This window comes from Paenibacillus pasadenensis DSM 19293 (assembly GCF_000422485.1).
Classification (GTDB): domain Bacteria; phylum Bacillota; class Bacilli; order Paenibacillales; family Paenibacillaceae; genus Paenibacillus_O; species Paenibacillus_O pasadenensis.
Genome location: NZ_AULW01000015.1, coordinates 174,003 through 198,806 on the forward strand (window position 1 = coordinate 174,003; position 24,804 = coordinate 198,806).

Sequence of the window (24,804 nt, forward strand, 5' to 3'; positions counted from 1 at the left end):
GGTCGCCTACTTGGCGTATTCGACCGCACGGGTTTCGCGGATGACCGTGACCTTGATATGTCCCGGATAATCCAGCTCCCCTTCGATCTTTTTGGTGATGTCGCGCGCCAGGCGGAACGCTTCCGTATCGTCGATCTTCTCGGGCTGAACCATGACGCGAACCTCGCGCCCAGCCTGGATGGCGTACGATTTCTCGACGCCGTCGAACGATTCGGAGATCGCCTCGAGCTTCTCCAGACGCTTGATGTACGTCTCGAGCGTCTCGCGGCGCGCTCCCGGACGGGCAGCGGACAGCGCGTCCGCAGCTCCGACGAGCATCGCAATGACCGAGGTCGCCTCGCAGTCGCCATGATGGGACGCGATGCTGTTGATGACGACCGGATGCTCCTTGTACTTGCGGGCCAGCTCGACGCCGATCTCGACATGGGAGCCCTCGACTTCATGGTCGAGCGCCTTGCCGATATCATGCAGCAAGCCGGCACGCTTGGCCAAGGTGACATCCTCGCCCAGCTCGGCAGCCATCAGGCCGGTCAAATAAGCGACCTCCATCGAGTGCTTCAGCACGTTCTGGCCATAGCTTGTCCGGTACTTCAGGCGGCCGAGAATTTTGATGAGATCCGGATGGATCGCATGCACGCCGACCTCGAAGGTCGCTTGCTCGCCGTATTCGCGGATCCGCTCGTCCACCTCGCGGCGGGACTTCTCGACCATCTCCTCGATCCGGGCGGGATGGATCCTGCCGTCGGCGACCAGCTTCTCCAGCGCCGTGCGGGCAATCTCCCGACGAATCGGATCGAATCCGGACAAGATGACCGCTTCCGGCGTATCGTCGATAATCAGGTCGATGCCGGTAAGCGTCTCGAGCGCGCGGATGTTGCGGCCCTCGCGGCCGATGATACGGCCCTTCATCTCCTCGTTCGGCAGCGTCACGACGGATACCGTCGTCTCCGCGACATGATCGGCGGCACAGCGCTGGATGGCCAGGGAAATGATGTCGCGGGCTTTTTTGTCCGCTTCTTCCTTGGCTTGCTGCTCCAGCTCCTTGATCATCTGCGCCGTCTCATGACGGACCTCCTGCTCCACGTTGTTGAAGATGATCGTCTTCGCATCCTCTGTGGTCAGGCCGGAAATCCGCTCCAGCTCGCTCTGCTGCTGACGGTAGATGGAGTCAATCTGCTCTTGCGTTTCCTCGATTCGTTTCTCCTTGTTGGCTACCAATTCTTCTTTGCGTTCGAGTGCCTCAATTTTCTTATCCAACGACTCCTCTTTTTGCAGCAAGCGCCTTTCAAGACGCTGATTCTCATTGCGTCTCTCCCGAATGTCCTTGTCCGCTTCCGAACGGAGTTTATGGATTTCGTCTTTCGCTTCCAGCACCGTTTCTTTTTTCACCGCATCCGCTTCCTTTTTCGCCTGTTCGACGATTTGGAGGGCGGCCTGCTCGGCACTGGAAATCTTAGCCTCGGCAAACGACTTTCGGACGAAGTAACCAATCCCAAAGGTAATCGCGCCAACAACGAGAACGATCAAGATCCACCAGATGGTGTCCATCTTGTTCACCTCCTCGTTGCATTCACCAAGGCATCAGCCGGGAATGATATTCAATTGTTGCCATTCGGATCCATACTGTGCTTTACGACTGTAGAAATGGAGACAAAAAACCTGAACCCATTTACGGAAGGAAAGGCATCCCATACCAGATGGATGCTTTATTATTGTAGCTTTCCATAAAATCAATTGTCAAGCCAGCCCCCGTCGGCATCGTCCTCGCCTCCGGCAGCGCCTTGAATATGCCGCACGGTCTCCCGCACGAGATCGCTCGAAAAGCCCCTTCGCAGCAGAAAGCCGGTCAGCTTCATGCGCTTGTCGCGCTCGTCTCCCTTCAGGCTTCGCCATTTCTTCTCTCCGGCCTTGAGCGCGGTCCGCCGTTCCTCCTCGTCGTCGAGAGCTTCGACCGCGCGGCCTGCCGTCTCCTTGGGGATGCCGCGCTGCTCCAGCTCCATCCGGATGAGCCGCCTGCCCTTCTGGCTGCCTCGCAGCCGCTGGGAAGCGAACATGCGGGCATAGTCGCGGTCGTCGATAACGCGCTCCTGCTGCAGCCGCTCGATCGCGTGGCGGATGTCCTCCTCCTCGAATTCCTTTCGCTTCAGATAAGAGGTCATTTCCTTTGTCGTCCGCATCTTGAAGCCGGCGTAGAAGACGGCGGCCGCATACGCCCGGTATCGGGCGTTCTCCTCCGCGATGCGCGCCATCAGCTTCGGCTCGATCCGCGCACCCTTGAGCAGGCGGTATTTGACGAGGATGTCCTCATGCACGGACAGCTCGGGCTCCTCGCTGCCTTCGATATAGATCCAATAGATCGATGCCTTTTTCTCATCCTGCTCGACGCGCGTAATCCGTTTTTCCTGTTCCTCCATCCCAGCCGCCGCCTCCCTCGTCCTTTAATGAAGAAAAAGCATCCCTGACTCCATCAGGGATGCTTGCCATGCCGGTATTTCCGCAGAGCGGAAAGGAAATCAGACGTCGAGCTCCAGCTCCTCGAACTCGTCCTCCTCGTCCTTGGAGACTTCGGCGCCGGCGGCGCGGTCCGCAGCCGCGTTGAGGTTGTGCGCTTCGCGAATCTTGCCTTCAATCACACCCGCGACCGCCTCGTTGTCCTTGAGGAACTGCTTGGCATTCTCTCGTCCTTGGCCCAGACGGTCGCCATTATAGCTGAACCAGGCGCCGCTCTTCTGCACGATGTCCATCTCCACGCCGATGTCGATGATGCTGCCGACGCGGGAAATGCCTTCGCCGTACATGATGTCCAGCTCGGCCTGACGGAACGGAGGCGCGACCTTGTTCTTGACGACCTTGATGCGGGTCCGGTTGCCCACGACGTCCGTGCCTTGCTTGATGCTCTCGATGCGGCGCACGTCCAGACGCACGCTGCTGTAGAACTTCAGGGCGCGTCCGCCTGGAGTCGTCTCCGGGTTGCCGAACATGACGCCGACCTTCTCGCGAAGCTGGTTGATGAAGATGGCGATCGTCTTGGACTTGCTGATCGCTCCGGACAGCTTGCGCAGCGCCTGCGACATGAGGCGCGCCTGCAGGCCGACGTGGGTGTCGCCCATCTCGCCCTCGATCTCGGCCTTCGGCACGAGCGCCGCGACGGAGTCGATGACGATGATGTCGACGGCCCCGCTGCGCACGAGCGCCTCGGCGATCTCCAACGCCTGCTCGCCCGTATCCGGCTGGGACAGCAGCAGCTCGTCGATGTTGACGCCGAGCTTGCTGGCATAGAGAGGATCCAGCGCATGCTCCGCGTCGATGAAGGCGGCTTGTCCGCCCGTGCGCTGCACTTCGGCGATCGCGTGCAGGGCGACGGTCGTCTTGCCGGACGATTCCGGTCCATAGACTTCAATAATGCGGCCGCGAGGGAAGCCCCCGATGCCGAGCGCGATATCCAATGCGAGCGCGCCGCTGGAGACCGTCTCTACGGCCAGCTGGGCGGATTCGCCTAGTTTCATGATGGAGCCTTTTCCGAACTGTTTCTCAATCTGGCGAAGCGCCATATCTAAAGCTGCGCGGCGATCTGACAAGAGATCCACATCCTTCATTCGTCGATTTATAGTTCTATTTTAGTCTACTTGAAGCGGTTTGCCAAGACTTTTTTCGAACATACATTCGCTTTTTTTGAAGCGCGCTCCGTCCCTCCCCGAGTCCCGCCGCAGCCCTGAGAAAGACAAAGAACCGCAGCTGGTCCGACTCGCTGCGGTTCTTCCGTCAACTGCTTCTATTGTACGCCATCGGCGCCGGCCCGCGCAAGCGCCCGCACGGCGCGGCAGCTACTCCGCAAGCGCCAGCCAGAGCCGGTACAGGGCGTGCTTGGCGGCGCGGATGCGCACCATGTCGCGGTTGCCGCCCGCATTCAGCTCATGCGTCTGGACCTCCCCGCCCTTGCGGGCGATGCCGATATAGACGAGCCCCACCGGCTTGCCCTCCGAAGAGCCCGGTCCCGCCACGCCGGTGACCGACACGCCCCAGTCGCTGCCGGTCGTCTCCGCCACCCGCTGCGCCATCAGCGCCGCGGTGGACGCGCTCACGGCACCGGGGGCGTCCGGACCGTCCAGCTGGGCAAGCGGAATGCCGAGCAGCTTGTGCTTCATCGTATTCGTATACGTGACGATACCGCCGAGGAACTCGCCGCTGCTGCCGGGGATGCCGGTAATCAGCTCGGCCAGCAGGCCGCCCGTGCAGCTTTCCGCCACGCTGACCCGCATCCGCCTCGTCCGCAGCCTTCGCAGCACCGCCTCCTCGAGCGAGATGTCCTCCTCCGCGTAGATATGCGCGCCGAGGCGCTCGCGGATCCGCTGCGCCATGCGCTCGATGCGGTCGAGCGCCTGCGCTTCGTCGGCAGACTTGCTGGAGAGGCGGATCGCGACCTCTCCCTCCTTGGCATAGGGGGCGATCGTCGGATCGCTCTGGCTCTCGATCAGATCGATCAGCTCATGCTCGAGCCGCGACTCGCCGATGCCGGCGAAGCGCAGGATGCGGGAGTGGAGCGGCGCCCCCGCGCCGATCTCGGCCAGCAGCCAGCGCGTCGCCGGTCCTTCGAACATCGGGACCATCTCCTTGGGCGGGCCGGGCAGCAGGATGTAGCGGGTGCCGTCCTGCTCCAGCGCATTGCCGACGGCAAGCCCCGCCTCGTTCTCCAACGGCTCGCTGCCCTCGATCCAATTGGCCTGCCGGCGATTGCTCTCCACCATATGGCTGCCCCGGGAGGCAAAAAACCGCTCCATCGCTTCCATCGTCGGCTCGTGGACGAGGATGCGGCGGCCGAGATAGCCGGCAAGCACGTCTTTGGTCAGGTCGTCCATCGTCGGGCCGAGCCCGCCGGTGAACAGCAGCAGGTCGGCACGGGAGCGCGCCGTATCGATCGCCTGACGGATGCGGGCGGCGTTGTCGCCGACGACCGTCTGGAAAAAGACGTCGATGCCGAGGGCGGCGAGTCCTTGGGAAAGATAGCGTGCGTTCGTATTGACGATCTGTCCAAGCAGCAGTTCCGTTCCAACAGCGATGATTTCGGCTTTCACAGCGCTTCACTCCTGTCGTGGATTGGGCTGTCGGTAACGGACAAGGTCCCTTTCCCGAAAAGGAAAGAGACCTTGTAAGCTACTCGACGGGAATCAGGTTGCGGTTCTTGACGAAGTAGTCGATGCCGGACCAGATCGTGATCAGCGCAGCCGCCCAGCTGAGGATGATATCCATGCGGATGTCCACCAGCGCGAACGGGAAGTTGTTGAGCAGCAGCGCGATGATCATCGCGATCTGGATGCCGGTCTTCCACTTGCCCCAGGTGCTTGCCGCAAGCACGGCGCCCTCCAGCAGGGCGACCTGGCGCAGGCCCGTCACGGCGAACTCGCGGCTGATGATGACGATGGCGATGAACGCGGAAAGCTTGTCCATCTGCACGAGCGAGATGAGGACGGCCGCGACGAGCAGCTTGTCCGCCAGCGGATCAAGCAGCTTGCCGAGATTGGTGACCATCTTGTTCTTGCGGGCCAGATAGCCGTCGAGCCCGTCGGTGCTCGCCGCGATGATGAAGATCAGGGCGGCGATGATTTGCGTGTATGTAAGCTCGAAATCTTCGAACCGGACCGTTCCCAGATCGAACCGGATCAATAGAAAAAACAGGATGACAGGCACTAAGAAGATGCGCGCGAGCGTGATCTTGTTGGCCAGGTTCAAGCCCTTCCCCTCCCTGACGTTTCAAACTTCACAAGTATAATCGAAGCGGAAGCGGCCTGTCAAAACGAGGATCGACGGCCGTCAGCGATAGTTGGTGAACTGCAGCTCGAGCTCGAGGTTGGCGCCGCGCAGCAGCGAGATGACCGCTTGCAGATCGTCCCGGCTCTTGCCCGTCACGCGCAATTGATCGCCTTGAATCTGGCTTTTCACCTTCAGCTTGGAATCGCGGATGAGCACGTTGATCTTCTTGGCGTCGTCCTGGCCGATGCCTTGCTTGAGCTTGATCCGCTGGCGCACCGTGCCGAGCGTGGCCGCCTCGATCTTGCCGAAGTCCATGTTCTTGATCGGCACTCCGCGCTTGATCATTTTCGTCTGGAGGATGTCGATGACGCTTTTCAGCTTGTACTCGTCGTCGGAAGCGACGACCAGCTCCTCCTTCTCCAGCTTGATGCTGCTCTTGCTCCCCTTGAAGTCGAAGCGGTTCTCGATTTCCTTTTCCGCCTGGACGATGGCGTTGTTCAGCTCCTGCAGGTCTACCTTCGATACGATATCGAACGAACTTTCCGAACTCATGGATCCAGTCCTCCTTGCGTTTTCATCGTCCTCTATTATAAATCATCCGAAAGCGAAAGTATAACGCGCCGCCGCGGCGCAGAAAGGCGCTTCTTCCCGCAGGAAGAAAGCGCCCTTCAACCTTCTATCGCCCGTGCCTGCCGACCCTCGCGGCAAGCGGGCGGCCGCGCTTCAAGCGCCGAATTACTCGCCCGCCTCGTCCTGCGATGCCGCATCGCCCGAGGACGGATCGAACTGGAAGCGCTTCGGACCGGGACGGTCGCCGTCCTCGAGAAGCGTGCCGTCGATGTAGAATTCGGTGTTGTCCGCGCGTCCCGTGTTCACGTAGATGACCGCATCAAGCGGAATTTCGATCGTGTCTTCAGCCGTAACGTTCTGGTTGTAGAGGCGCTCGCCGGATTTTCCGCCTTTGCGGACCTCCAGCCAGGCTCCGCCGGAAAACTTGAGCTGAAGCATCGGCTGGCCGGTGACTTGATAATAGTCCACTCCGCCCGACTTGCGGTCGAACGTGACCGCGCCTGCCGGAGGCGTCGGAGTCGGCGTAGCCGTCGGGCTCGGGGATGCGAGCTCGCCGCTGCCCGGGGACGCCGTCGGCCGGCTGTCGTTCGGTCCCGGAGTCGCCGTCGTCATCGGCGTCCGGTCCGTGGAGTCGGCGCTCTTGGCGCCGTCGTCCCGAATGACGAACATCCAGAGCAGGAACACGATCAGCCCGAGGAACGCCCACATCAGCACGGAAAAGCCGAGCTTGCCGAAGCGCTCCGACATCGTCCGCGACGTCGACGCCTTGCGCGGCGGCTGAGGAGAAGCCGACGGCTCGGCGGCGGAAGTCTGCGGAGCGGAGGGCAGCTCGTTCTTGTAGTAGCTGAGCACTTCCTCCGCGTTCAGCCCTACCGCCTCGGCATAGTTTTTGACGAACGCGCGGGCGTAGAAGCTGCCGGGCAGCGCGCTGTAGTTGCCTTCCTCGATCGCGATCAAATAATGCTTGCGGATCTTGGTCATCTCCTGCAGCTCGTCGAGGGACAAGCCGGATTCTTCCCTTGCGGTCCGCAGGGTTTGGCCCAGTTCAGACATGGCTGGCATAGCCTCCTTTCCGATTAGAAGTCATTGTAGTTGACCGTGAAGGAGTCGTAGGAGATCTCCTCGTCCGGGGTGTTGCGAAGCTCGATGATCGTCGTAAAAGTGCTGTAATCGAAATTGGATTCGCGGATGAAGATGTCCGGATGCTCGATGACTTTGGTCGACGGCATCTCCATGATTTCCTGCAGCAGCGAATGATGCCGCTCGTTGGAGCGGATCGTGCTGACGATGCCATCGATGATGAAGATGTTGTCGGGGTTCATCTCCTCGCTCGAAAGCTGGCTGCGCACGGTTTGCCGGAGCAGCGTGGAGCTGACGAACGTCCAGCGCTTGTTCGAGCAGACGCTGCCCGCGATGATCGACTCCGTCTTGCCGACCCGCGGCATGCCGCGCAGCCCGATGACCTGGTTGCCGTCGCGCTTGAAGATCTCGCCGAGAAAATCGACGAGCAGGCCGAGCTCGTCGCGCGTGAAGCGGAACGTCTTGCGGTCGTCGGAGTCGCGCTCGATATAGCGTCCGTGGCGCACGGCCAGGCGGTCGACCAGGCTTGGCGGACGGAGCTTGTTGACGGTGATGTTCTCGACCTTCTGCAGCATCTTGCCGAGAATCTCTATCTTCTCGTCGTCGTTGGTCTGCAGCAGCATGCCGCGGGTGCGGTCCTCCACCCCGTTGATCGTAATGATGTTGACGTTGAGCATGCCCAGCAGCGAGGCGATGTCGCCGAGCAGGCCTGGCCGATTCTTATGTATTTTGTATTCCATATACCACTGTTTCGATTCCATCAATCACACCGTCCCAAGGTTGCAGGCGCTTCGAACCGCCTTCATTATAAGCCTACATTCTACAGGATTCGCCACGTTTCCGCAATGAGCACGCTCGTTCTACATGACAGAAAAGCTCCCGTTAGACCGGGAGCTCTCTGCCGTGACGCCGATGACTAGCGATGTCCGACCAGCTTCACCATCAGCCGGGCGATCGTCTTGCGCTCATTTTCGTCGCCGACATCCCAGATTTCCTTCAGCATGCGCTGCTCTTCGTTTTTCGGGTCGACCTTCTCGTCGAGGAAAGAGCCGATTTCGTAAGCGAGGTTGCCGATCGCCTCTTCGCTCAAGCCGAGCTTCTTGCCTTGTTCCAGTCGCTCTGCAAGAAATTCCTTCCAGGAATCGAAGTTCGAAAGTACGGTAGACATGCTCGGTTCGCCTCCTTAAAGTCGTTGAGGAATAGCACCATCAACGGCATTAGTGTGCGCGGCGGCCGGGTCAGCTATACGACGATCAGGGCTGGCAAAAGGTTTCAATCTTCAGGTGATCCAGCCGCCGTTCGGGCTGATCACCTGTCCGGTGATGTAGGACGACTCCGGCAGCGACAGGAAATAGACGAGCGAGGCGATCTCGTCGGGCTGGCCGAGCCGCCCCGCGGGAATGTCCTGCTCGAGCTGCTTCAGCTCCTGGGAATCGAAGCCGCCGAGCATTTCCGTGTCGATCGCGCCGGGAGCGACGGCGTTCACCGTCACGCCCGAGGGGGCGAGCTCTTTGGCGAGCGCTTTGGTGAAGGCGTTGACGCCGCCCTTGGTGGCGGAATAAAGCACCTCGCACGAGGCTCCCGCGACGCCCCATACGGACGAGATGTTGATGATGCGTCCCCAGCGGGCGCGGATCATCTCGGGCATGAACAGCTGGGTGCAGAGGAAAACGCCCCGCAGATTGACCGCGGTGACGTCGTCCCACTCGGCGTCGGTCAGATCGGAAAGCAGCCCGTAATGGGAAATGCCGGCGTTGTTGACGAGGATGTCCGGCAGCAGATCCGCTCCGGCCAGCTTCTCGCGCATCCGCTCCAGGCTCTCCCGCGAGCGCAGGTCGGCCGACGCCGTCATGACGCGCCCGCTTCCGAGCGCGAGGCATTCGCGCGCCGTCTCGTTGGCCTGCTCATGCGAGTGAAGGTAATGAAGCGCGACATTCATGCCCTCGCGGGCGAAGCGCCGCGCGATCGCGGCGCCGATGCCGCGGCTGCCTCCGGTGACGAGCACGTTCATTTCATGCAAGGGCTTCAGCTCGGCTCCGCCTCCTGCTCGGCTGTCGGCAGCACGAGCGAGACGGCGAGCTGTCCGAAGTCGAAATGCTCGCGCAGCCGCGCGTTCGCCTGCTCGAGCGTCAGGCTCTCGTAAGCCGGCAGCAGCTCGAACAGATCCTGGCCGCGGAATTTATAGCGGGTGAATTCCCCGGCGATCGATTCCGGCGAATTGAGCATGCGCAGGTAGCTGCCGATCCGCTTTTTCTTCGTGCGCTCGAACGCGGCGGCGTCGAGCCCGGACTGCAGCGCCTCGCCGATCGCCTCCTTGATCCGCTCGACGAGCCGATCCGGATCGTTCGTATCGCCGCCGATGATGCTGAAGCCGTAGTCCGTGCTGCAGTTGTACTCATAACCGAACGAGTCGGAGATGAGATTGTCGTCGTACAGGCTCTGGTACAGCGGCGAGCTCGAGCCGAGCAGCGTCTCGAGCATCAGCTTCGTCGTCACGTCGCGGCGCAGCAGCTCGGCGCTGCCGAGGCCGTTCGTCTTTTCTTTGAAGCCGAACAGGCACTTGGGCAGCGACACCTGCAGCGAGAGCGACTTCAGCGGCTCGCGCACGCCCTGCGGCTCCGGATCGAAGAAGCGCTCGATCTCGCCGATGTCCTCGAAGGACTTGGCCGCCTGGTTGCTCCGGATCAGCTCCATGATCCGCTCGGCATCAATGCCGCCGACGACAAACAGCAGCATGTTGGACGGATGGTAAAACGTGTTGTAGCACAGGTAAAGCAGCTCCTTGTCGATCTGGTAGATCGACTCCACGGTGCCGGCGATGTCGATGTGCACCGGATGCTTCTGGTACATCGCCTCGATCAGGCCGTAGTACACGCGCCAGTCCGGATTGTCGCTGTACATGTTGATTTCCTGCGCGATGATGCCCTTTTCCTTGTCGACGTTCTGATCCGTGAAGTACGGATGCTGCACGAAGTCGATGAGGGTCGTCAGGTTGGCCTCGATCTGCTCCGTCGCCGAGAACAGGTAGACGGTGCGGTCGAAGCTCGTGAACGCGTTGGCCGAAGCCCCCTGCGAAGCGAAGGTGGCGAAGATGTCGCCCTGCGGCTCCTCGAACATCTTGTGCTCCAGGAAATGGGCGATGCCGTCCGGCACGCGCGTCAGCGGCTGGCTGCCGCTGCGGAAATGGTTGTCGACGGAGCCGTAGCGGGTCGAGAACGTCGCGTACGTCTTTTGGAAGCCTGCCTTCGGAAGCAGATAGACGCTCAGCCCGTTCGGCAGCTGCTCGTAGTACAGCGTCTCCTCGACGCCGGGGTAATGTAGCTTCTGCATGTCGGCTAGCCCTCCTTTCGGTCGCGCAAAAAGTACACCGTATCCAGCTCGACGCCCTCGGCTACGGATACGATCTGCTCCGGCGTCACCGCCTGCACCGCATCGAGCAGCTCCTGCGCCGTGCGCCGGCGTCCGGACAGGACGCTGTTGAAGTCGAAGGCGATCATCTCGTAAGCCGAATCCTGCAGCTCGCGCAAGGAGTTGACGAGCATCGCCTTGGTCTGGCCGAGCTCCAGCTCCGACAGCTGCCCTTGGCGCATGCTCTCAAGCTGCTCCTTGATGATGGCGACCGCTTTTTCGTAATTGGCGATCTCGATGCCGGACTGGATCGTCAGCAGCCCCTTGTGTCCGTCCATGCGCGAGGAGGCATAGTATGCGAGGCTCTCCTTCTCGCGCACGTTCATGAACAGCTTGGAGTGCGGGAATCCGCCGAGAATGCCGTTGTACAGAAGCGCCGCCGCGTAGGCGTCGTCGCCGTAGGCGATGCCGGTCCTGAGGCCGAGGTTCAGCTTGCCCTGGGCGACGTTGAGCTTCTCGACGACCGTCTTGACCTCGCCGCTGCGGCGGCGGATGTCCGGCGGCCCGTACTCCGACGGACCCGTCGACGGCAGGCGGAACGAAGCCTCCGCCAGCTCGCGCACCTCGTCCAGCGTCGTATCGCCGACGACGTACAGGTCGAGCACCGCCCCGGCCAGCCAGGCGGCATACGCCTCATGCAGGCTCGCCGGATCGATGCCGGGCAGATCCTGCAGCCGGCCGAGCGAGTGCAGCCGGTACGGATCGCCTTCGCACATGATTTCCAGGCAGCGCTCGCCCGCGTAGCGGATCTTGTCGTTGATGATGCTCTCCAGCTTGCGCGCGAGGGTGCGCTTCTCGCTGTCGACATATTTGGATCGGAACGCTCCGTCCTCCAGCGCCGGCGAGGTCACGGCCTCGCCGAGAAATTTCATCGAGCGCGCCAGCAGGGAGCTGTCCGAGCGGACGAACCGATCGTTGATGACGTCCATGCGGAACTGCACGATCTGCGAGCTGCCGCGCTTGTAGACGTCGAAGCCGAATCCGGCTCCGTACATCTCGTCGAGCTGCTCGCGGAACGCGATCGTCTCCGGAGCGCTCTGCGTGCCGCGGCGAAGCACGAAGGGCGTCAGCGCCGTCTTGGTGACGGTATCCTCCTGCAGAGGAATGCCTGCGAACAGGGAGATTGCAAAAGTCTTGAACCGCTTCGTCGGCAGCACATGCAGCCGGATCCGGCCGGTTGTCGCTTGCTGAAAAGACATGGATGGAAACGCCTCCCGCCATCGCTTATTGGTCGAACTTGCACTTCCGCTTGCTGTCCTTCCATTCTATCCCAAGGCGGCCTTGGCCCGCAAACAGAGAAGGCAACCGGAAGGAATGCCCTCCCGGCTGCCCGTGAGCCGGCGCAGCCGGCTGATGCTACATGCAGAAAATATGCTTGCCGATCGTCTTCACCTGCGGACGGCTCCAGATCCATTTGGAGGTGGCCGTAACCGGATTGAAGTAGTACAGGCAGCCGTCCGAAGGATCCCAGCCGTTGATCGCGTCCTGCACGGCCTGCTTCGCCCGTTCGTTCGGGGTCAGCCAGATCTGGCCGTCCGCGACCGCGGTGAAGGCGAGGTTCTGGAAAATGACGCCGGTGATCGAGTTCGGGAACTCCGGCGACCGCAGCCGGTTCAGGATGACCGCCGCGACCGCGACCTGGCCTTCGTACGGCTCTCCGCGCGCCTCGCCGTAGACGGCGTTGGCCATGATCTTGATGTCGTTGGCGGACAGCCCGAGCTTGTTGGACTTGTCCATCGAGCTGTTGGAAGCGCCGGCCGATCCGGCGGATCCGCCTCCGGAGGCGCCGCTGCCGCCGCCGCTCGAGCCGCTTTCGCCGCCGGGAAGGTCCGCTGCAGTCGGCTTCCAGCTCTTGGTCGCTTCCCACAGCTTCAGCTTCGTTTTCGGCCCGACGACGCCGTCGGACTTCATGCCGAACTTCCATTGGAACCAGGTCACCGAGTTTTTCGTCTTCGGTCCGAACTGCCCGTCGATCTTGCCTTCGTAGTAGCCGAGGAAGCGCAGGCGTCCCTGCAGCTCTACGACGTCCTTGCCGGACGCGCCCATCTGGAACGTCGCGTTGCTGAATGTCTCGGCCGCGCGCGGAGGCCAGCCTTCCTTGAGCGTATACAGGCTGAGCAAAAGCAGCGTGGCTGCGACCGTCATGACGATCAAACGCATTTTTTTCATGGGGATCTGCCTTTCTGCTACGGGATGTTTAACCGTCCCTAGTATGAGAAAGGCAAGTCCCTTCTATGCATGTTTCTGGTTCGCCTGGAACTGGTCGAGCGTCATCATGACCTCGCGCGGCTTGCTGCCTTCGTAAGCGCCGACGATGCCCTTGGCCTCCAGCTGGTCGATCAGCCGGGCCGCGCGCGTATAGCCGACGCGCATCCGGCGCTGCAGCAGCGAGACGGATGCCTGCTGCGCCTCGACGACGATTTGCATCGCCTGGTCGAACAGCTCGTCCAGATCTTCGCCGTCCCCGCTCTCCCCCGCCTCGTCCAGCTCCGGCACGAGGTCCTCCTTGTACTCCGCTTCGGCCTGCGAGCGGGCGTACTCGACGACGGCCTCCACCTCGCCGTCCGACAGGAACGCTCCCTGGACGCGGATCGGCTTGGACATGCCGACCGGCAGGAACAGCATGTCGCCGCGGCCGAGCAGCTTTTCCGCTCCGACCATGTCGAGGATCGTCCGCGAATCGACCTGGGACGAGACGCCGAACGCGATCCGCGACGGAATGTTGGCCTTGATGACGCCCGTAATGACGTCGACGGAAGGCCGCTGCGTGGCGATGATCAGGTGGATGCCGGCCGCCCGCGCCATCTGCGCGAGCCGCGTGATGCTGTCCTCGACGTCCTTGGCGGCGACCATCATCAGATCGGCGAGCTCGTCGACGATGACGACGATGTACGGCAGCACGGCGTTCGGATTGTCCTGCATCAGGCTGTTGTAGCCCTCGATGTTGCGCGTGCCGGACTTGGAGAACAGCTCGTAGCGCTTTTCCATCTCGACGACGATCTTCTTGAGCGCGAGCGACGCCCGCCGCGGATCGGTGACGACCGGCGCGAGCAGATGCGGGATGCCGTTGTACATGTTGAGCTCGACCATCTTCGGGTCGATCATCATGAACTTGACCTCGTCCGGAGCCGCCTTGTACAAAATGCTCGTGATGATGCCGTTGATGCACACCGACTTGCCGGAGCCGGTCGCCCCGGCGACGAGCAGATGGGGCATCTTGGCGAGATTGCCGACGATCGACTGGCCGGCGATGTCGCGCCCGAACGCGATCGACAGCTTGGACGAGGCGCTGGCGAAAGTCGGCGTCTCCATCACCTCGCGCATCGTCACGACCGCCACCTCGGCGTTCGGCACCTCGATGCCGATCGCCGACTTGCCCGGGATTGGAGCCTCCATGCGGATATCCTTGGCCGCGAGCGCGAGCGCGATGTCGTCGGTCAGCCCGACGATGCGGCTGACCTTGACGCCGGTCGCGGGTTGCACCTCATAACGGGTCACGGCCGGTCCAGGCACGACATCAAGCACCTTCGCGCGGACGCCGAAGCTCTCGAGCGTCGCCTCGAGCTTGCGGCGGGAGTCGTTGTTGATGTCGGTCATGTCCCCCGCCCGCCCGGTCGAGGCGGGCTTGGCGAGCAGCGACAGCGGCGGCAGGCGGTATGGCTTGGCCGTCCGCGCCTGGGCCGGAGCGCCCTCGCCGTCGCCCTCCGGGCCGGCGAGCGCTTCCGACTGCTCCGCCGGATGGACCGCCGGCGGCGGAATCGGAAAGTCGGCCGCATCGTCCAGCAAGCCCGCCGACCGATCGGCAGCTGCCGGCTCCGGCAGCGGTTCCGATTCGGGACGGACGGCGGAGACGGCAGGCGGCAGCGCGGCCGGAAACGGCTGCGCGTCCTCCCAGTCGTCTCCATCGTCGTCTTCCCACGGAGCGGCGTCGCGAGGCGGCTCCGCTTGCCGCCCGCGCAAGGAGATGGACGGCTTGACGGCTGCCTTGGCCTGGCTCAGCGCGGACTCCTCCATCAGCCACTCCTTGTCCGCTTCGCCGGCAGAACCTTCCTGCTCGCCCTCGTCCTTGCGGCTGCCCCAGGAAAAGAAGAGCGAGCGGCTCTTGGCCGCCGGCGCGGCGACCGTGCTGCCGAAGTCGTCGTCCTCTCCGTCGGCGTTGAGCCCGTAGCCCAGATGATCCGGCCCGGCGGAGGCCGCGGCTGCCGCCCCGGCGCCGGTTCCGGCGGCCTTTTTCGGAGCCTTCGGCTTGCGCGGCCGGCCGGCGGCCTTGGCCTGCAGCAGCTTGGCCAGCCGGCCCAGCCGGTCCCGCACGACCCGCCCGAGCTCGACGTACGAGCGGCCCGTGATGAGCATCGCCGAGATGGCGAACATGACGATCAGCAGCAGCTTGGAGCCGAAGTAGCCGAACAGCGTGTAGAGCAGCGAGTATTGGAGCGCTCCGAGATAGCCGCCGCTGACCGAGGCTCCGATCGGTCCTCCCGGATCGGCCTCGGTGCCGTCCGTGAGCAGGCCGTCGCGGATGTCTTGTCCAAGCTGGGCAAAGATGGCCGAGCCGCTGACCAGGTCCGCAGGCGCGAGCTTGCGGTCGATCTCCCCGATCGAGCTCATGAGCGTCAGCGCCATGAGCAGCAGCAGGAAGCCGGTCCTGCGGTACGTCCACCCCTTCGGCCACCTCCTCGTCACCATGACATATAGGCCGGCCGCGATGCCGACGAGCGCGAGCGCAAAATGAAACTTGCCCAAAACGAGCGCGAACAGCTTCGTCAGCGACCTGCCGACCGTAGCCTCGCCTGACAAGGCGATTACCGACACCGTTATGAGCAAGATTCCGTAAACCTCGTATTTTAAGTTTTCTCCGAACGTGCGTCTTTTGCGCCGCCTTTTCTTGGCCAATCCTCTCACCTCTGGTTCAGTATTATACCATAGGTGGTGGAATGTTCCTATCGGACGGGCAGCACCGAGCCCGGCTGGAACCTCGGGTCCAGGTAGCATTCCAGCGGGCCGTCGACGATGCGGACGACCTTTCCCCAGCCCGGCTCGAGCGGCTCGAGCTGCAGCAGCACGCCGTCCAGGCGCGCCTCGAGCCAGGGCTCCCGCTCGGCATCCGCTCCGTTCAGGACGAGCTCCAGCGGCATGATCGTGTAGAGGGTCATTGAGGCAGTCCGCCTTCCGCTGCGGGCGCCGCAGCCGTCAGCGGCGCGGCAGGCGCGAACGGCGCCGCAGCCGCGCTTGCCTTCGGCCTGCGCTCCTGGATGAGCCCGTTGAGCGCCGCGAGCGCCTTGCCGAGTCCGCCGACCTCGTCGATCAGCCCATGCCGCACGGCATCCTCGCCGATGACGGTCGTGCCGATGTCCCGCGTCAGCTCGCCCATCTTGAACATGAGCTCCTTGAACGTCTTCTCCTGCACCCGCGAATGCGACGTGACGAAGCGCACGACCCGCTCCTGCATTTTTTCCAAGTATTCGAACGTTTGCGGCACGCCGATGACGAGGCCGTTCATCCGGATCGGATGGATCGTCATCGTCGCCGACTCGGCGATGAACGAACGGTCGCCCGCCACCGCGATCGGCACGCCGATCGAATGGCCGCCGCCGAGCACGAGCGTAACGGCAGGCTTGCTCAGCGAGCTGATCATCTCGGCGATCGCGAGGCCCGCCTCGACGTCGCCGCCGACCGTGTTGAGCACGATCAGGATGCCCTCGATCTTGCTGCTTTGCTCCGCCGCCACGAGCTGCGGGATCAGATGCTCGTACTTCGTCGTTTTGTTTTGCGGCGGCAGCACCATATGGCCCTCGATCTGGCCGATGATCGACATGCAGAACACATTGGACGGGTCCGCGGCCGGCACCGCCATCTGCCCCAGCTGCTGGATCGCGTCGAGCTTCGCCTTGTCGATCGCCGCCGCAGGCTCCGCTTCCATGCGCGCGCCGGTGGATTGCTCGTTCAAGCGTCATCTCCTCCTTTTTCTCCCTTGGATTGCCTGTCTAGTATGAGGCGGGAGGCATCGCCCCATACGCGGCCTTGGGAGCACGAAAAAGCCTGCCTCCGGAATGGAGGCAGGCGGATCGCATTTCAATTATACTTCCATGATGATCGGCAGGATCATCGGGCGGCGGCGGGTCTGCTCATAAAGGAAGCGGCCGAGCGCATCCTTGACGTTGGTCTTGAGCGAAGCCCACTCGTTGACCTTGTCGTTCATGAGCTTGTGCAGCGTCGTCGTGACGATGCGGTTGGCCTCGTCGAGCAGGCCCTCCGACTCGCGGACGTACACGAAGCCGCGGGAGATGATGTCCGGACCGGACTTGATCGTGCCGTCCTGCTTGCTGAGCGTGACGACGACGACGAGGATGCCGTCCTGGGACAGCAGCTTGCGGTCGCGCAGGACGATGTTGCCGACGTCGCCGACGCCGAGGCCGTCGATGAGCACGTTGCCGGAAGGCACCTTGGAGCCTTTGCGGCCGACGCCGCCTTGGAACTCGACCGTATCGCCGATGTCGCAGATGAAGATCTTGTCTGGATCGACGCCGACCGCCTCGCCCAGCTTGGCGTGCTGGCGGAGCATGCGGTACTCGCCGTGGATCGGCATGAAGTACTCCGGCTTGATGAGGTTGAGCATCAGCTTGAGCTCTTCCTGGCTGCCGTGGCCGGATACGTGGACGCCGGAGACGGAGCCCGGACCGTAGATGACGTTGGCGCCGAGGCGGAACAGCTCGTCCACCGTGCGGCCTACGTCGCGCTCGTTGCCCGGGATCGGCGTCGCCGCAATGATGACGGTGTCGCCCGGCAGGATGTCGATCTTGCGGTGCGTCGAGCGGGCCATGCGCGTCAGCGCCGACATCGGCTCGCCTTGGCTGCCCGTGCAGAGGACGACGACGCGGTCGGCCGCCATCTTGTTCACTTCCTCCGGCTCGATGATCATGCCTTCAGGAATGTTGAGATAGCCGAGCTCGCCGGCGATCGTCACGACGTTGACCATGCTGCGGCCGACGATCGCGACTTTGCGCTTGGTCGCCATCGCCGCGTTGAACACCTGCTGGATGCGGTGGACGTTGGACGCGAACGTCGCGACGACGACGCGCTGCTGCGACTTGCGGAAGATCTCCGTCAGCTCGACGCCGACGTTGCTTTCCGAAGGAGTCATGCCCGGACGCTCCGCGTTGGTGCTGTCCGACAGCAGCGCCAGCACGCCGCGCTTGCCGATCTCGGCGATGCGCTGCAGGTCGGCGTACTGGTCGTTGACCGGCGTGAAGTCGAACTTGAAGTCGCCGGTATGGACGATCGTGCCCTCCGGCGTGTCGAGGCAGACGCCGACGGAGTCCGGAATGCTGTGGTTCGTCTTGAAAAAGCTCGCCGTGATCGAGCCGAGTTCTAGCACGGAGTCGGCGTTGATGAGGATGCGCTTCGTCTCGCCGAGCAGGCCGGCTTCCTTGAGCTTGCCCTCGATGAGGCCGAGCGTCAGCTTGGTCGCGTAGACCGGCACGTTCAGGTGGCGCAGCACGTACGGCAAGCCGCCGATATGGTCCTCATGGCCGTGGGTGATGATGATGCCGCGCACTTTGTCGCGATTGTCGGTCAGGTACGTGATGTCAGGAATGACGATGTCGATGCCGAGCATGTCCTCCTCGGGAAACTTCAGGCCGGAGTCGACGACGACGATGTCATTGCCGTATTGGATGACATACATGTTTTTGCCGATCTCGCCTACGCCGCCTAGGGCGAAGACGAGCAGCTTGTCTTGGGGATTCTTTTTGGACAAGGGAAATCTTACCTCCTAATATATGTGAAATAGTTAACGATCGAACGAATCGTGTAAGCCGCGAAACGGCTCGCCCCCCCTCGAGGACGGTCTCCGCAAAGAAGACGGAAGCCGGAGCTCGTGCCGCTCCTGTCGATCCCAAAGCGCCGAACCGCGGCCGGAAAACCGCTTCCATGCGGGGTACGACCAAATACATGCAACGTTATGCACGGATCCACCCATCCGCCGCGCGAATGGGGTCGAAGCCATATTCACTTTGCCGCACCAGTCATTTAGGAATATTATACATGATGCAAAAGATGGAACACAAGCCGAAGCTCAACCCCTTCCGTCCAAGCGCCGGAATTCCGTCCGGAAACGCGCAAAAAAGCCAGCCCCGGCGGGGCTGGCGATGGATAAGTCCGGAATAAATTCAGTGCCGCTGGCAAAGCGAAGGGCTCAGTACCGCTCCAGCAGCCGCTTCAGCGTCTCGGTCTCGGCCTCGTCCGCTTCAATCAATGGCAGGCGCACGCCTCCGACGGGCAGCCCTTTGAGCTCCAGCGCCTTTTTGACCAGCGTCGGGCTCGGAGCCGCGAACAAGCCCTGATACAGCGGAAGCAGGCTCCGGTGCAGCTCGGCCGCTTCGGCCGTGCGGCCGGCGAGGAACGCGTCGATCATCGCTTTCATCCGGCTGCCCGCGATATGCGAGGCTACGCTCACGACGCCGTGAGCGCCGACCGCCAGCGCCGGCAACGCCGCGCTGTCGTCGCCCGTGTAGACGCGGAAGCTGTCCGAGACGCCGCTGATGATCGCGGCCACATACTCCAGCGAATGGCATTCCTTGGTCGCGATGATGTTGGCGACGTCGCGCGCGAGCCGGATCGTCGTCTCCGGACTCATGCTGACGATCGTGCGTCCGGGAACGTTGTACAGCATGACCGGGAGCGAGGTCGATTCGGCGATCGCCTTGAAGTGGCGGTAGAGGCCTTCCTGGCTCGGCTTGTTGTAATAAGGGACGACCAGCAGCGCTCCGTCGACGCCGGCCTGTTCGGCCGCCGCCGTAAGATGGATGCTATGGGCGGTGTCGTTGCTGCCCGTGCCTGCGATGATGCGCGCGCGCCCGGCGCTGCGGGCGACGGCGAAGCGGAACAGCTCGAGCTTCTCCTCGTCGGTCAGCGTCGGCGATTCGCCCGTCGTGCCGCTGATGACGATGCTGTCGCTCTTTTGGACGTCGATCAGCTCGTCGATGAGCTTGCCGGCCGTCTCCCAATCGACCGCGCCCTCCGGAGTGAACGGAGTCGCCATTGCTGTAATCAGTCTGCCATAATCCATGAAGGTACCCTCCTCGGCATAGGCGGCTTCCCGCTCCCGCACCCAGCCCCAATGAATGATAAGTATGCCTGATGGCGATGATTGCTGTCAAAGATGCAGCTCGAACTTGGCGTGCAGCGCCCGCAAGGCGTTGCCCATATGCTCCTCGCGGACGAGCACCCAGATCGTCGTGTTGGAGTCGGCGGACTGCAGAATCGGTATGCTTTGCTCCGCAAGCGCCTCCACGATCTTCGCCATGACGCCGGGCACGCGGTGCATGCCGCCGCCGATGACCGACACCTTGGCGCAGCCGCTCACCGTCTCCGGCTCGAAGCCGAGCTCCTGCAGCACGCGCGTCGCTTTGGGCGCGTCGTCGTCCATGACCGTATACAGCGCTCCGGCCGGCGTGACGTTGATGAAGTCGACGCTGATATGATGCCGCGCCATCGACTGGAACACCTGCAGCTGCGTGTCGGCGATGCCGTCGACGGTGCGGACGGAAATCTGCGTCACGCCCTGCACATGGGCGATGCCCGTCACATGGCGGTCCTTGAGCGGCGACGCGAGGCTGAGCGCGGTCGGCAGGTCGGTGACCAGCGTGCCCTCGTCCTCGGAGAAGGTCGAGCGGACGCGCAGCGGAATGCGCGCCTGCTGGGCGATCTCGACCGCGCGCGGATGGATCACCTTGGCGCCGAGACGGGCCATGTTGCAGATTTCGGCGTAGCCGACGACCGTGAGCGGCTTCGCATCCTTGACGATGCGCGGATCGGCTGTCAGGATGCCGTTGACATCCGTATAGATGTCGACCATCTCCGCCTGCAGCGCCGCGCCGAGCGCGGTCGCGGACGTATCGCTGCCGCCCCGTCCGAGCGTCGTCAGGTCGCCCTGCGCGTCCTGGCCCTGGAAGCCGGTGACGACGACGACCTCGCCCTGCTCCATATGCCGCTGCATCCGCTCCGTGCGGATCTCCTCGATGCGAGCTTCCCCGAACTGGCTGCCGGTCAGGATGCCGGCGCATCCGCCCGTGAGCGCCACGGCGGGAATCGAGCGGGCCGCCAGCGCGCTGCAAAGGACGACGGCCGAAATGATCTCGCCGCAGCCCATCAGCAGGTCGCGCTCCCGCGCGCCGAGCTCGCCCCCCTCTTCCTTGGCGAGCGACAGCAGCGTATCCGTCGCATAGGGATCGCCGGTGCGCCCCATCGCCGAGACGACGACGACGAGCTTATGCCCGGCGGCGCGCTCCCGCTCGATATGGTTCACGACAAGCTCCCTCGTCTGGCGGGTCGCCACCGACGTCCCGCCGAACTTCAATACCCGTACCCCCATTGATGTCATCCCTTCTCTGCCCTTGATGCAAGCAGAACAAACCCGCTTGAAGGCGAGGACCGCGGCCCCCGCCTGTAAAAAAAGCCGCCAGCGTAAAGCTCGCTGCCGGCTGTCTATCGTTGGTGCTTGCAGCGGATCCGGCCGGTCAGGCCGCTCCGCTCACGCCCTCTCGACGAGGACCGGCTGCATCTGCCTGCCCTGCAGGGCATGCTCGCAAGCCTCCATCACCAGGTCCATGCGGGCGACGAGCGAGTTCGGCTTGTTCACCGGATCGTCCTGGCCGAACGGCACGAAGTAGATGTTCTTCGCGACCATGAGCTTGGCGATGTTGGCCATGTTGAGGCCGAGCCCGTCGTTGGTGGAGATGGCCAGCACGACCGGACGGCCGTTGCGCATCTGGGCCTTGGCCGCCATGAGCACCGCTCCGTCGGTCAGCGCGTTGGCGAGCTTGCTCGTCGTATTGCCGGTGCACGGCGCGATGAGCATGACGTCCAGCCGCTTGGACGGGCCGAGCGGCTCCGCCTGCACGACGGTCGAGATGATCTCGTTGCCGGTGATCTCCGTCAGCTGCCGCCTCCACTCCGCCGCCGTGCCGAACCGGGTATCCGTCGTCATCAGGCTCTGCGTGACGATCGGCACCACGTCCGCGCCTGCGTCGACGAACCGCTGAATCTGCGGCATCACTTCGGCGAAGGTGCAGTGGGAGCCCGAAAGCGCGTAGCCGACCGTAAGTCCGTTCCAGTTCATTGTGCATTCCCCCGCGCGCTGATCTCTTCCAAAATCAGCTGAGTGACACAATCCGCTATGATGCGACCAGCGGTCACGGGGGCGACGATGCCGGGCAGTCCCGGTGCCAGAATGGCCTTGAGGCCGCGCTTCTCCGCGAAGCGGAAATCAGTGCCGCCCGGCTTGGAGGCCAGGTCGATGATGACCGCGCGGGAAGGCATTCTGGCTATCATTTGCGCTGTGACTATCATAGTGGGAATTGTGTTAAAAAGCAAGTCGATGTTGCCCGCATGATCCTGCAGATCCCGCGTGTAGAAAGGCTTCGCGCCCATCTCCGCCGCCCTCGCGAACGGCTCGGGACGGTTCACGCCGGCCAGCACGGTCGCCCCCAGCCCCTGCAGCGTGCGCACGAGCGTCAGTCCGGTGCGGCCGAGGCCGAGAACCATGCAGGTCGATCCGTGGATCGTGATGTCCGTATGCTCGATCGCCATCTTGACGGCTCCTTCGGCCGTCGGAATCGAATTCAGGATGGCGACGTCGTCCCGCTCGAACAGCTCGACGAGGCCGAGGCCGTGCTCGCGGCACAGCTCCTTCAGATACGGTCTGGCCATGCCCGCATAGATCGTGGCGTGCTTCGGCAGCCGGGCGAGCATCGCGCCCGTGAGCCGCAGCTCGCTGTCGCTGAAGGCCGCCGGAATGAGGCCGGCGTCGTCGGTGCCTACTGCCGGCAGGATCACCGCATCCGTCTTGTCAAACAGCTCTTCCCGCAGCTCGGAGTCCGAGCTGTCTCCGGGAAGGGTACGAAGCCCGTCGAATCCGGACACCGTAAGCGAAGCATCCAGCTCGGACAGCCTGCGGATGACCTCAAGCTGTCTTGCATCGCCGCCGATCAGCAGCACCTGAACGCCGGTCAGCATGCTGGCGTCACATCCTCTCCCCATAATCGCGTCGTACGGCTTCCTTACGATTCCATCGCAAACGACCGCCCGCCGAAGCCTGCAGCCGTTTTGCCTGGTATAGGGCAGTTTATGCCGCAGGGCGGGCGGGGGTTACTGTCGGGCCGCCGCGGATCACGCCGCAGCCGAGCCCGAAAAAGCCGCAGCCGCGGCCATCCCGTAAAAGGACGGCCGCGGCTGCGGCTAAGCTATAGGCTATGGAAGAGGCGTCGCTCGGCTCACTTGCCCGTATGGCCGAAGCCTCCGGCTCCGCGAGCCGTATCGGGAAGCTCGTCCGCCTCCTCGATCGCCACGGGAGGCACGGACTGGAACACCATCTGGGCGATCCGCTCGCCCCGCGCGATGAGGAACGGCTCCTCGCCGTGGTTGATCAGCAGCACCTTGACCTCGCCGCGATAGTCGGCGTCGATCGTGCCGGGCGAATTGAGGCAGGTGACGCCGTGCTTGTAGGCGAGCCCGCTGCGGGGGCGGATCTGCGCCTCGAGCTCCGGCGGCATCGCCATCGCGAAGCCCGTCGGGACGAGGATGCGCGCTCCCGGCTGGAGCACGACCGGCTCCGCGACGGCGGCGTGCAGGTCGAAGCCCGCCGCAGCGGCGGACATGCGCGCCGGAAGCGGCACGTCCTCGTTGCCCGGAAGCCGCTTAAATTGGACTTGATGCAAAGCGGTCCCTCCTCAGAGCCGCGGCCGGCCCTTCTTCCGTTCCGACCATCGCGACGGCGAAAGGCTTCTCCAGCATGCGCGCGGTGACGGTACGGATGTCCCCCATCGTCACGGCCTCGATGCGCTCGATGATCTCGTCCATCGTGAAGTGGCGGCCGAGCATGAGCTCGTTTTTGCCGTTGCGGTTCATGCGGCTGCTCGTGCTCTCCAGGCTGAGGATGAGGCTCCCCTTGAGCTGCTCCTTGCCCCGGCGCAGCTCCGCCTCGCTCAGGCCCGATGCGGAGACGTCGGCGAGCAGCTCCATCGTCAGGTCCAGCACGTCGGCCGTCTGCTTGGGCGCCGTGCCCGCATAGACGGTGAACAGGCCGGAGTCCGCATAGGAGGTATGGTAGGAGTAGACGGAGTAGGCCAGGCCGCGCTTCTCGCGGATCTCCTGGAACAGGCGCGAGCTCATCCCGCCGCCGAGGGCGTTGTTGAGGAGCACCATCGCATACAGCTTGTCGTCGTCGATCGAGCAGCCGGGGAACGTGAGGCAGATATGGTTCTGCTCCGTCTGCTTCGGATGGAACAGATACTGCCCGTTGAACGCCGCAGGCGTCAGGCTGCGGCCGGCGCCGCGCGCGCTCATGCCCGAGAATTTCTCCTCCAGCAGCGCGAGCAGCGCCTTCTCCTCAATGTTGCCCGCCACGCTGATGACGGTATTCTCGATCGTATATTGATCCTGCATATAACGGCGCAGGTCGTCCGGTCCCATCGCCTCCAGCCGCTCCTCCAGGCCGAGGATCGAATAGGCGAGCGGATGGTCCCCGTACGACGCGCGCGAAGCCTCGTCATGGACCTTGTCGTCCGGCGTATCCTCGTACATCGAGATTTCCTCGAGGATGACGTTTTTCTCCTTGGCCAGCTCCTCCTCGTCGAAGCGGGAGTTGAAGAACATGTCCGCCAGCGCGTCGATCGCGAGCGGCAGATGCAGGTCAAGCACCTTCGCGAAGTAGCATGTATATTCTTTGGCTGTGAATGCGTTCACGTTGCCCCCGATGCCGTCGAACAGATCCGCGATGTCCTTGGCGCTGCGCGTATCGGTGCCTTTGAACAGCATGTGCTCGATGAAATGGGAGATGCCGTTGTTGGCCGGGGTTTCGCTGCGCGAGCCCGTCTTCACCCAAATCCCGAAGGAAACGGAGCGGCAGGTCGGGATCGGTTCCGCGACGACGCGAAGCCCGTTGCTTAGTCGATATAGATTCACCGGTTCTCCTCCTCGAAGTTTAACTATCATCATATC

23 protein-coding genes are annotated in these 24,804 nt (G+C 63.1%); all 23 read right to left on the bottom strand.

The genetic code is table 11. The annotated features are described in order from the left end of the window. Positions 1-6 precede the first annotated feature (6 nt). Positions 7-1,548 carry a ribonuclease Y gene (rny, locus tag H582_RS0103290; RefSeq protein WP_028597365.1) on the bottom strand — a complete coding sequence of 514 codons (1,542 nt, stop codon included), beginning with the start codon at positions 1,546-1,548 and terminating at the stop codon, positions 7-9. A 182-nt stretch (positions 1,549-1,730) separates the two neighbouring features. Continuing rightward, a complete protein-coding gene (locus H582_RS0103295) occupies positions 1,731-2,414 on the bottom strand; it encodes a regulatory protein RecX (protein ID WP_028597366.1) in 684 nt (227 codons plus the stop codon). A gap of 99 nt (positions 2,415-2,513) precedes the next feature. Next, a complete protein-coding gene (recA, locus tag H582_RS0103300) occupies positions 2,514-3,578 on the bottom strand; it encodes a recombinase RecA (protein ID WP_043110850.1) in 1,065 nt (354 codons plus the stop codon). A 246-nt stretch (positions 3,579-3,824) separates the two neighbouring features. Next, complete coding sequence (locus tag H582_RS0103305; RefSeq protein ID WP_028597368.1) at positions 3,825-5,072, bottom strand: competence/damage-inducible protein A; 1,248 nt, start codon at positions 5,070-5,072, stop codon at positions 3,825-3,827. A 79-nt stretch (positions 5,073-5,151) separates the two neighbouring features. Then, on the bottom strand, positions 5,152-5,727 hold the full coding sequence (gene pgsA, locus H582_RS0103310) for a CDP-diacylglycerol--glycerol-3-phosphate 3-phosphatidyltransferase (RefSeq protein ID WP_028597369.1): 576 nt from the start codon (positions 5,725-5,727) through the stop codon (positions 5,152-5,154). 81 nt (positions 5,728-5,808) lie between these two features. Further along, complete coding sequence (locus H582_RS0103315; protein ID WP_028597370.1) at positions 5,809-6,300, bottom strand: YajQ family cyclic di-GMP-binding protein; 492 nt, start codon at positions 6,298-6,300, stop codon at positions 5,809-5,811. A gap of 183 nt (positions 6,301-6,483) precedes the next feature. Beyond that, the gene (locus H582_RS25795) at positions 6,484-7,371 is read right to left on the bottom strand and encodes a helix-turn-helix domain-containing protein (RefSeq protein ID WP_164820109.1); all 888 of its coding nucleotides are present in this window, start codon (positions 7,369-7,371) and stop codon (positions 6,484-6,486) included. Positions 7,372-7,394: 23 nt separating this feature from the next. Further along, positions 7,395-8,159 (bottom strand): DUF3388 domain-containing protein, encoded by a 765-nt coding sequence (locus tag H582_RS0103325; protein ID WP_028597371.1) that lies wholly within the window; start codon positions 8,157-8,159, stop codon positions 7,395-7,397. A gap of 155 nt (positions 8,160-8,314) precedes the next feature. Next, positions 8,315-8,566 (bottom strand): DUF3243 domain-containing protein, encoded by a 252-nt coding sequence (locus tag H582_RS0103330; protein WP_028597372.1) that lies wholly within the window; start codon positions 8,564-8,566, stop codon positions 8,315-8,317. Positions 8,567-8,677: 111 nt separating this feature from the next. Then, complete coding sequence (gene ymfI / locus H582_RS0103335) at positions 8,678-9,409, bottom strand: elongation factor P 5-aminopentanone reductase (protein ID WP_052332921.1); 732 nt, start codon at positions 9,407-9,409, stop codon at positions 8,678-8,680. Positions 9,410-9,423: 14 nt separating this feature from the next. Next, positions 9,424-10,728 carry an EF-P 5-aminopentanol modification-associated protein YfmH gene (yfmH, locus tag H582_RS0103340; RefSeq protein WP_028597374.1) on the bottom strand — a complete coding sequence of 435 codons (1,305 nt, stop codon included), beginning with the start codon at positions 10,726-10,728 and terminating at the stop codon, positions 9,424-9,426. A 5-nt stretch (positions 10,729-10,733) separates the two neighbouring features. Then, positions 10,734-12,005 carry an EF-P 5-aminopentanol modification-associated protein YfmF gene (yfmF, locus tag H582_RS0103345; protein WP_028597375.1) on the bottom strand — a complete coding sequence of 424 codons (1,272 nt, stop codon included), beginning with the start codon at positions 12,003-12,005 and terminating at the stop codon, positions 10,734-10,736. Between the two features lie 157 nt (positions 12,006-12,162). Continuing rightward, positions 12,163-12,975 (bottom strand): spore cortex-lytic enzyme, encoded by an 813-nt coding sequence (sleB, locus tag H582_RS0103350; protein WP_028597376.1) that lies wholly within the window; start codon positions 12,973-12,975, stop codon positions 12,163-12,165. 63 nt (positions 12,976-13,038) lie between these two features. Continuing rightward, positions 13,039-15,699, bottom strand: coding sequence for an FtsK/SpoIIIE family DNA translocase (locus H582_RS0103355; protein ID WP_028597377.1), 2,661 nt, complete (start codon positions 15,697-15,699; stop codon positions 13,039-13,041). Positions 15,700-15,746: 47 nt separating this feature from the next. Next, positions 15,747-15,959: a YlzJ-like family protein gene (locus H582_RS0103360; RefSeq protein ID WP_028597378.1), complete on the bottom strand. Its 213-nt coding sequence runs from the start codon at positions 15,957-15,959 to the stop codon at positions 15,747-15,749. After that, positions 15,956-16,726, bottom strand: a complete 771-nt coding sequence (locus H582_RS25800) for a ClpP family protease (protein WP_084136546.1) — start codon at positions 16,724-16,726, stop codon at positions 15,956-15,958. Before H582_RS25800 ends, H582_RS0103360 begins: the two co-directional genes overlap by 4 nt. Positions 16,727-16,882: 156 nt before the next feature. Further along, positions 16,883-18,562, bottom strand: a complete 1,680-nt coding sequence (locus H582_RS0103370; RefSeq protein ID WP_028597379.1) for a ribonuclease J — start codon at positions 18,560-18,562, stop codon at positions 16,883-16,885. A gap of 438 nt (positions 18,563-19,000) precedes the next feature. Continuing rightward, the gene (gene dapA, locus H582_RS0103375) at positions 19,001-19,873 is read right to left on the bottom strand and encodes a 4-hydroxy-tetrahydrodipicolinate synthase (protein ID WP_028597380.1); all 873 of its coding nucleotides are present in this window, start codon (positions 19,871-19,873) and stop codon (positions 19,001-19,003) included. A gap of 87 nt (positions 19,874-19,960) precedes the next feature. Then, complete coding sequence (dapG, locus tag H582_RS0103380; RefSeq protein ID WP_028597381.1) at positions 19,961-21,178, bottom strand: aspartate kinase; 1,218 nt, start codon at positions 21,176-21,178, stop codon at positions 19,961-19,963. 159 nt (positions 21,179-21,337) lie between these two features. Continuing rightward, positions 21,338-21,925 carry a dipicolinate synthase subunit B gene (locus H582_RS0103385; RefSeq protein ID WP_028597382.1) on the bottom strand — a complete coding sequence of 196 codons (588 nt, stop codon included), beginning with the start codon at positions 21,923-21,925 and terminating at the stop codon, positions 21,338-21,340. Then, positions 21,922-22,821, bottom strand: coding sequence for a dipicolinate synthase subunit DpsA (dpsA, locus tag H582_RS0103390; RefSeq protein ID WP_028597383.1), 900 nt, complete (start codon positions 22,819-22,821; stop codon positions 21,922-21,924). Before dpsA ends, H582_RS0103385 begins: the two co-directional genes overlap by 4 nt. A 257-nt stretch (positions 22,822-23,078) precedes the next feature. Next, positions 23,079-23,522, bottom strand: a complete 444-nt coding sequence (dut, locus tag H582_RS0103395; RefSeq protein ID WP_028597384.1) for a dUTP diphosphatase — start codon at positions 23,520-23,522, stop codon at positions 23,079-23,081. After that, the gene (locus tag H582_RS0103400) at positions 23,503-24,798 is read right to left on the bottom strand and encodes a M16 family metallopeptidase (protein ID WP_052332938.1); all 1,296 of its coding nucleotides are present in this window, start codon (positions 24,796-24,798) and stop codon (positions 23,503-23,505) included. The genes dut and H582_RS0103400 overlap by 20 nt, the downstream gene beginning before the upstream one ends. Positions 24,799-24,804: the final 6 nt, after the last annotated feature.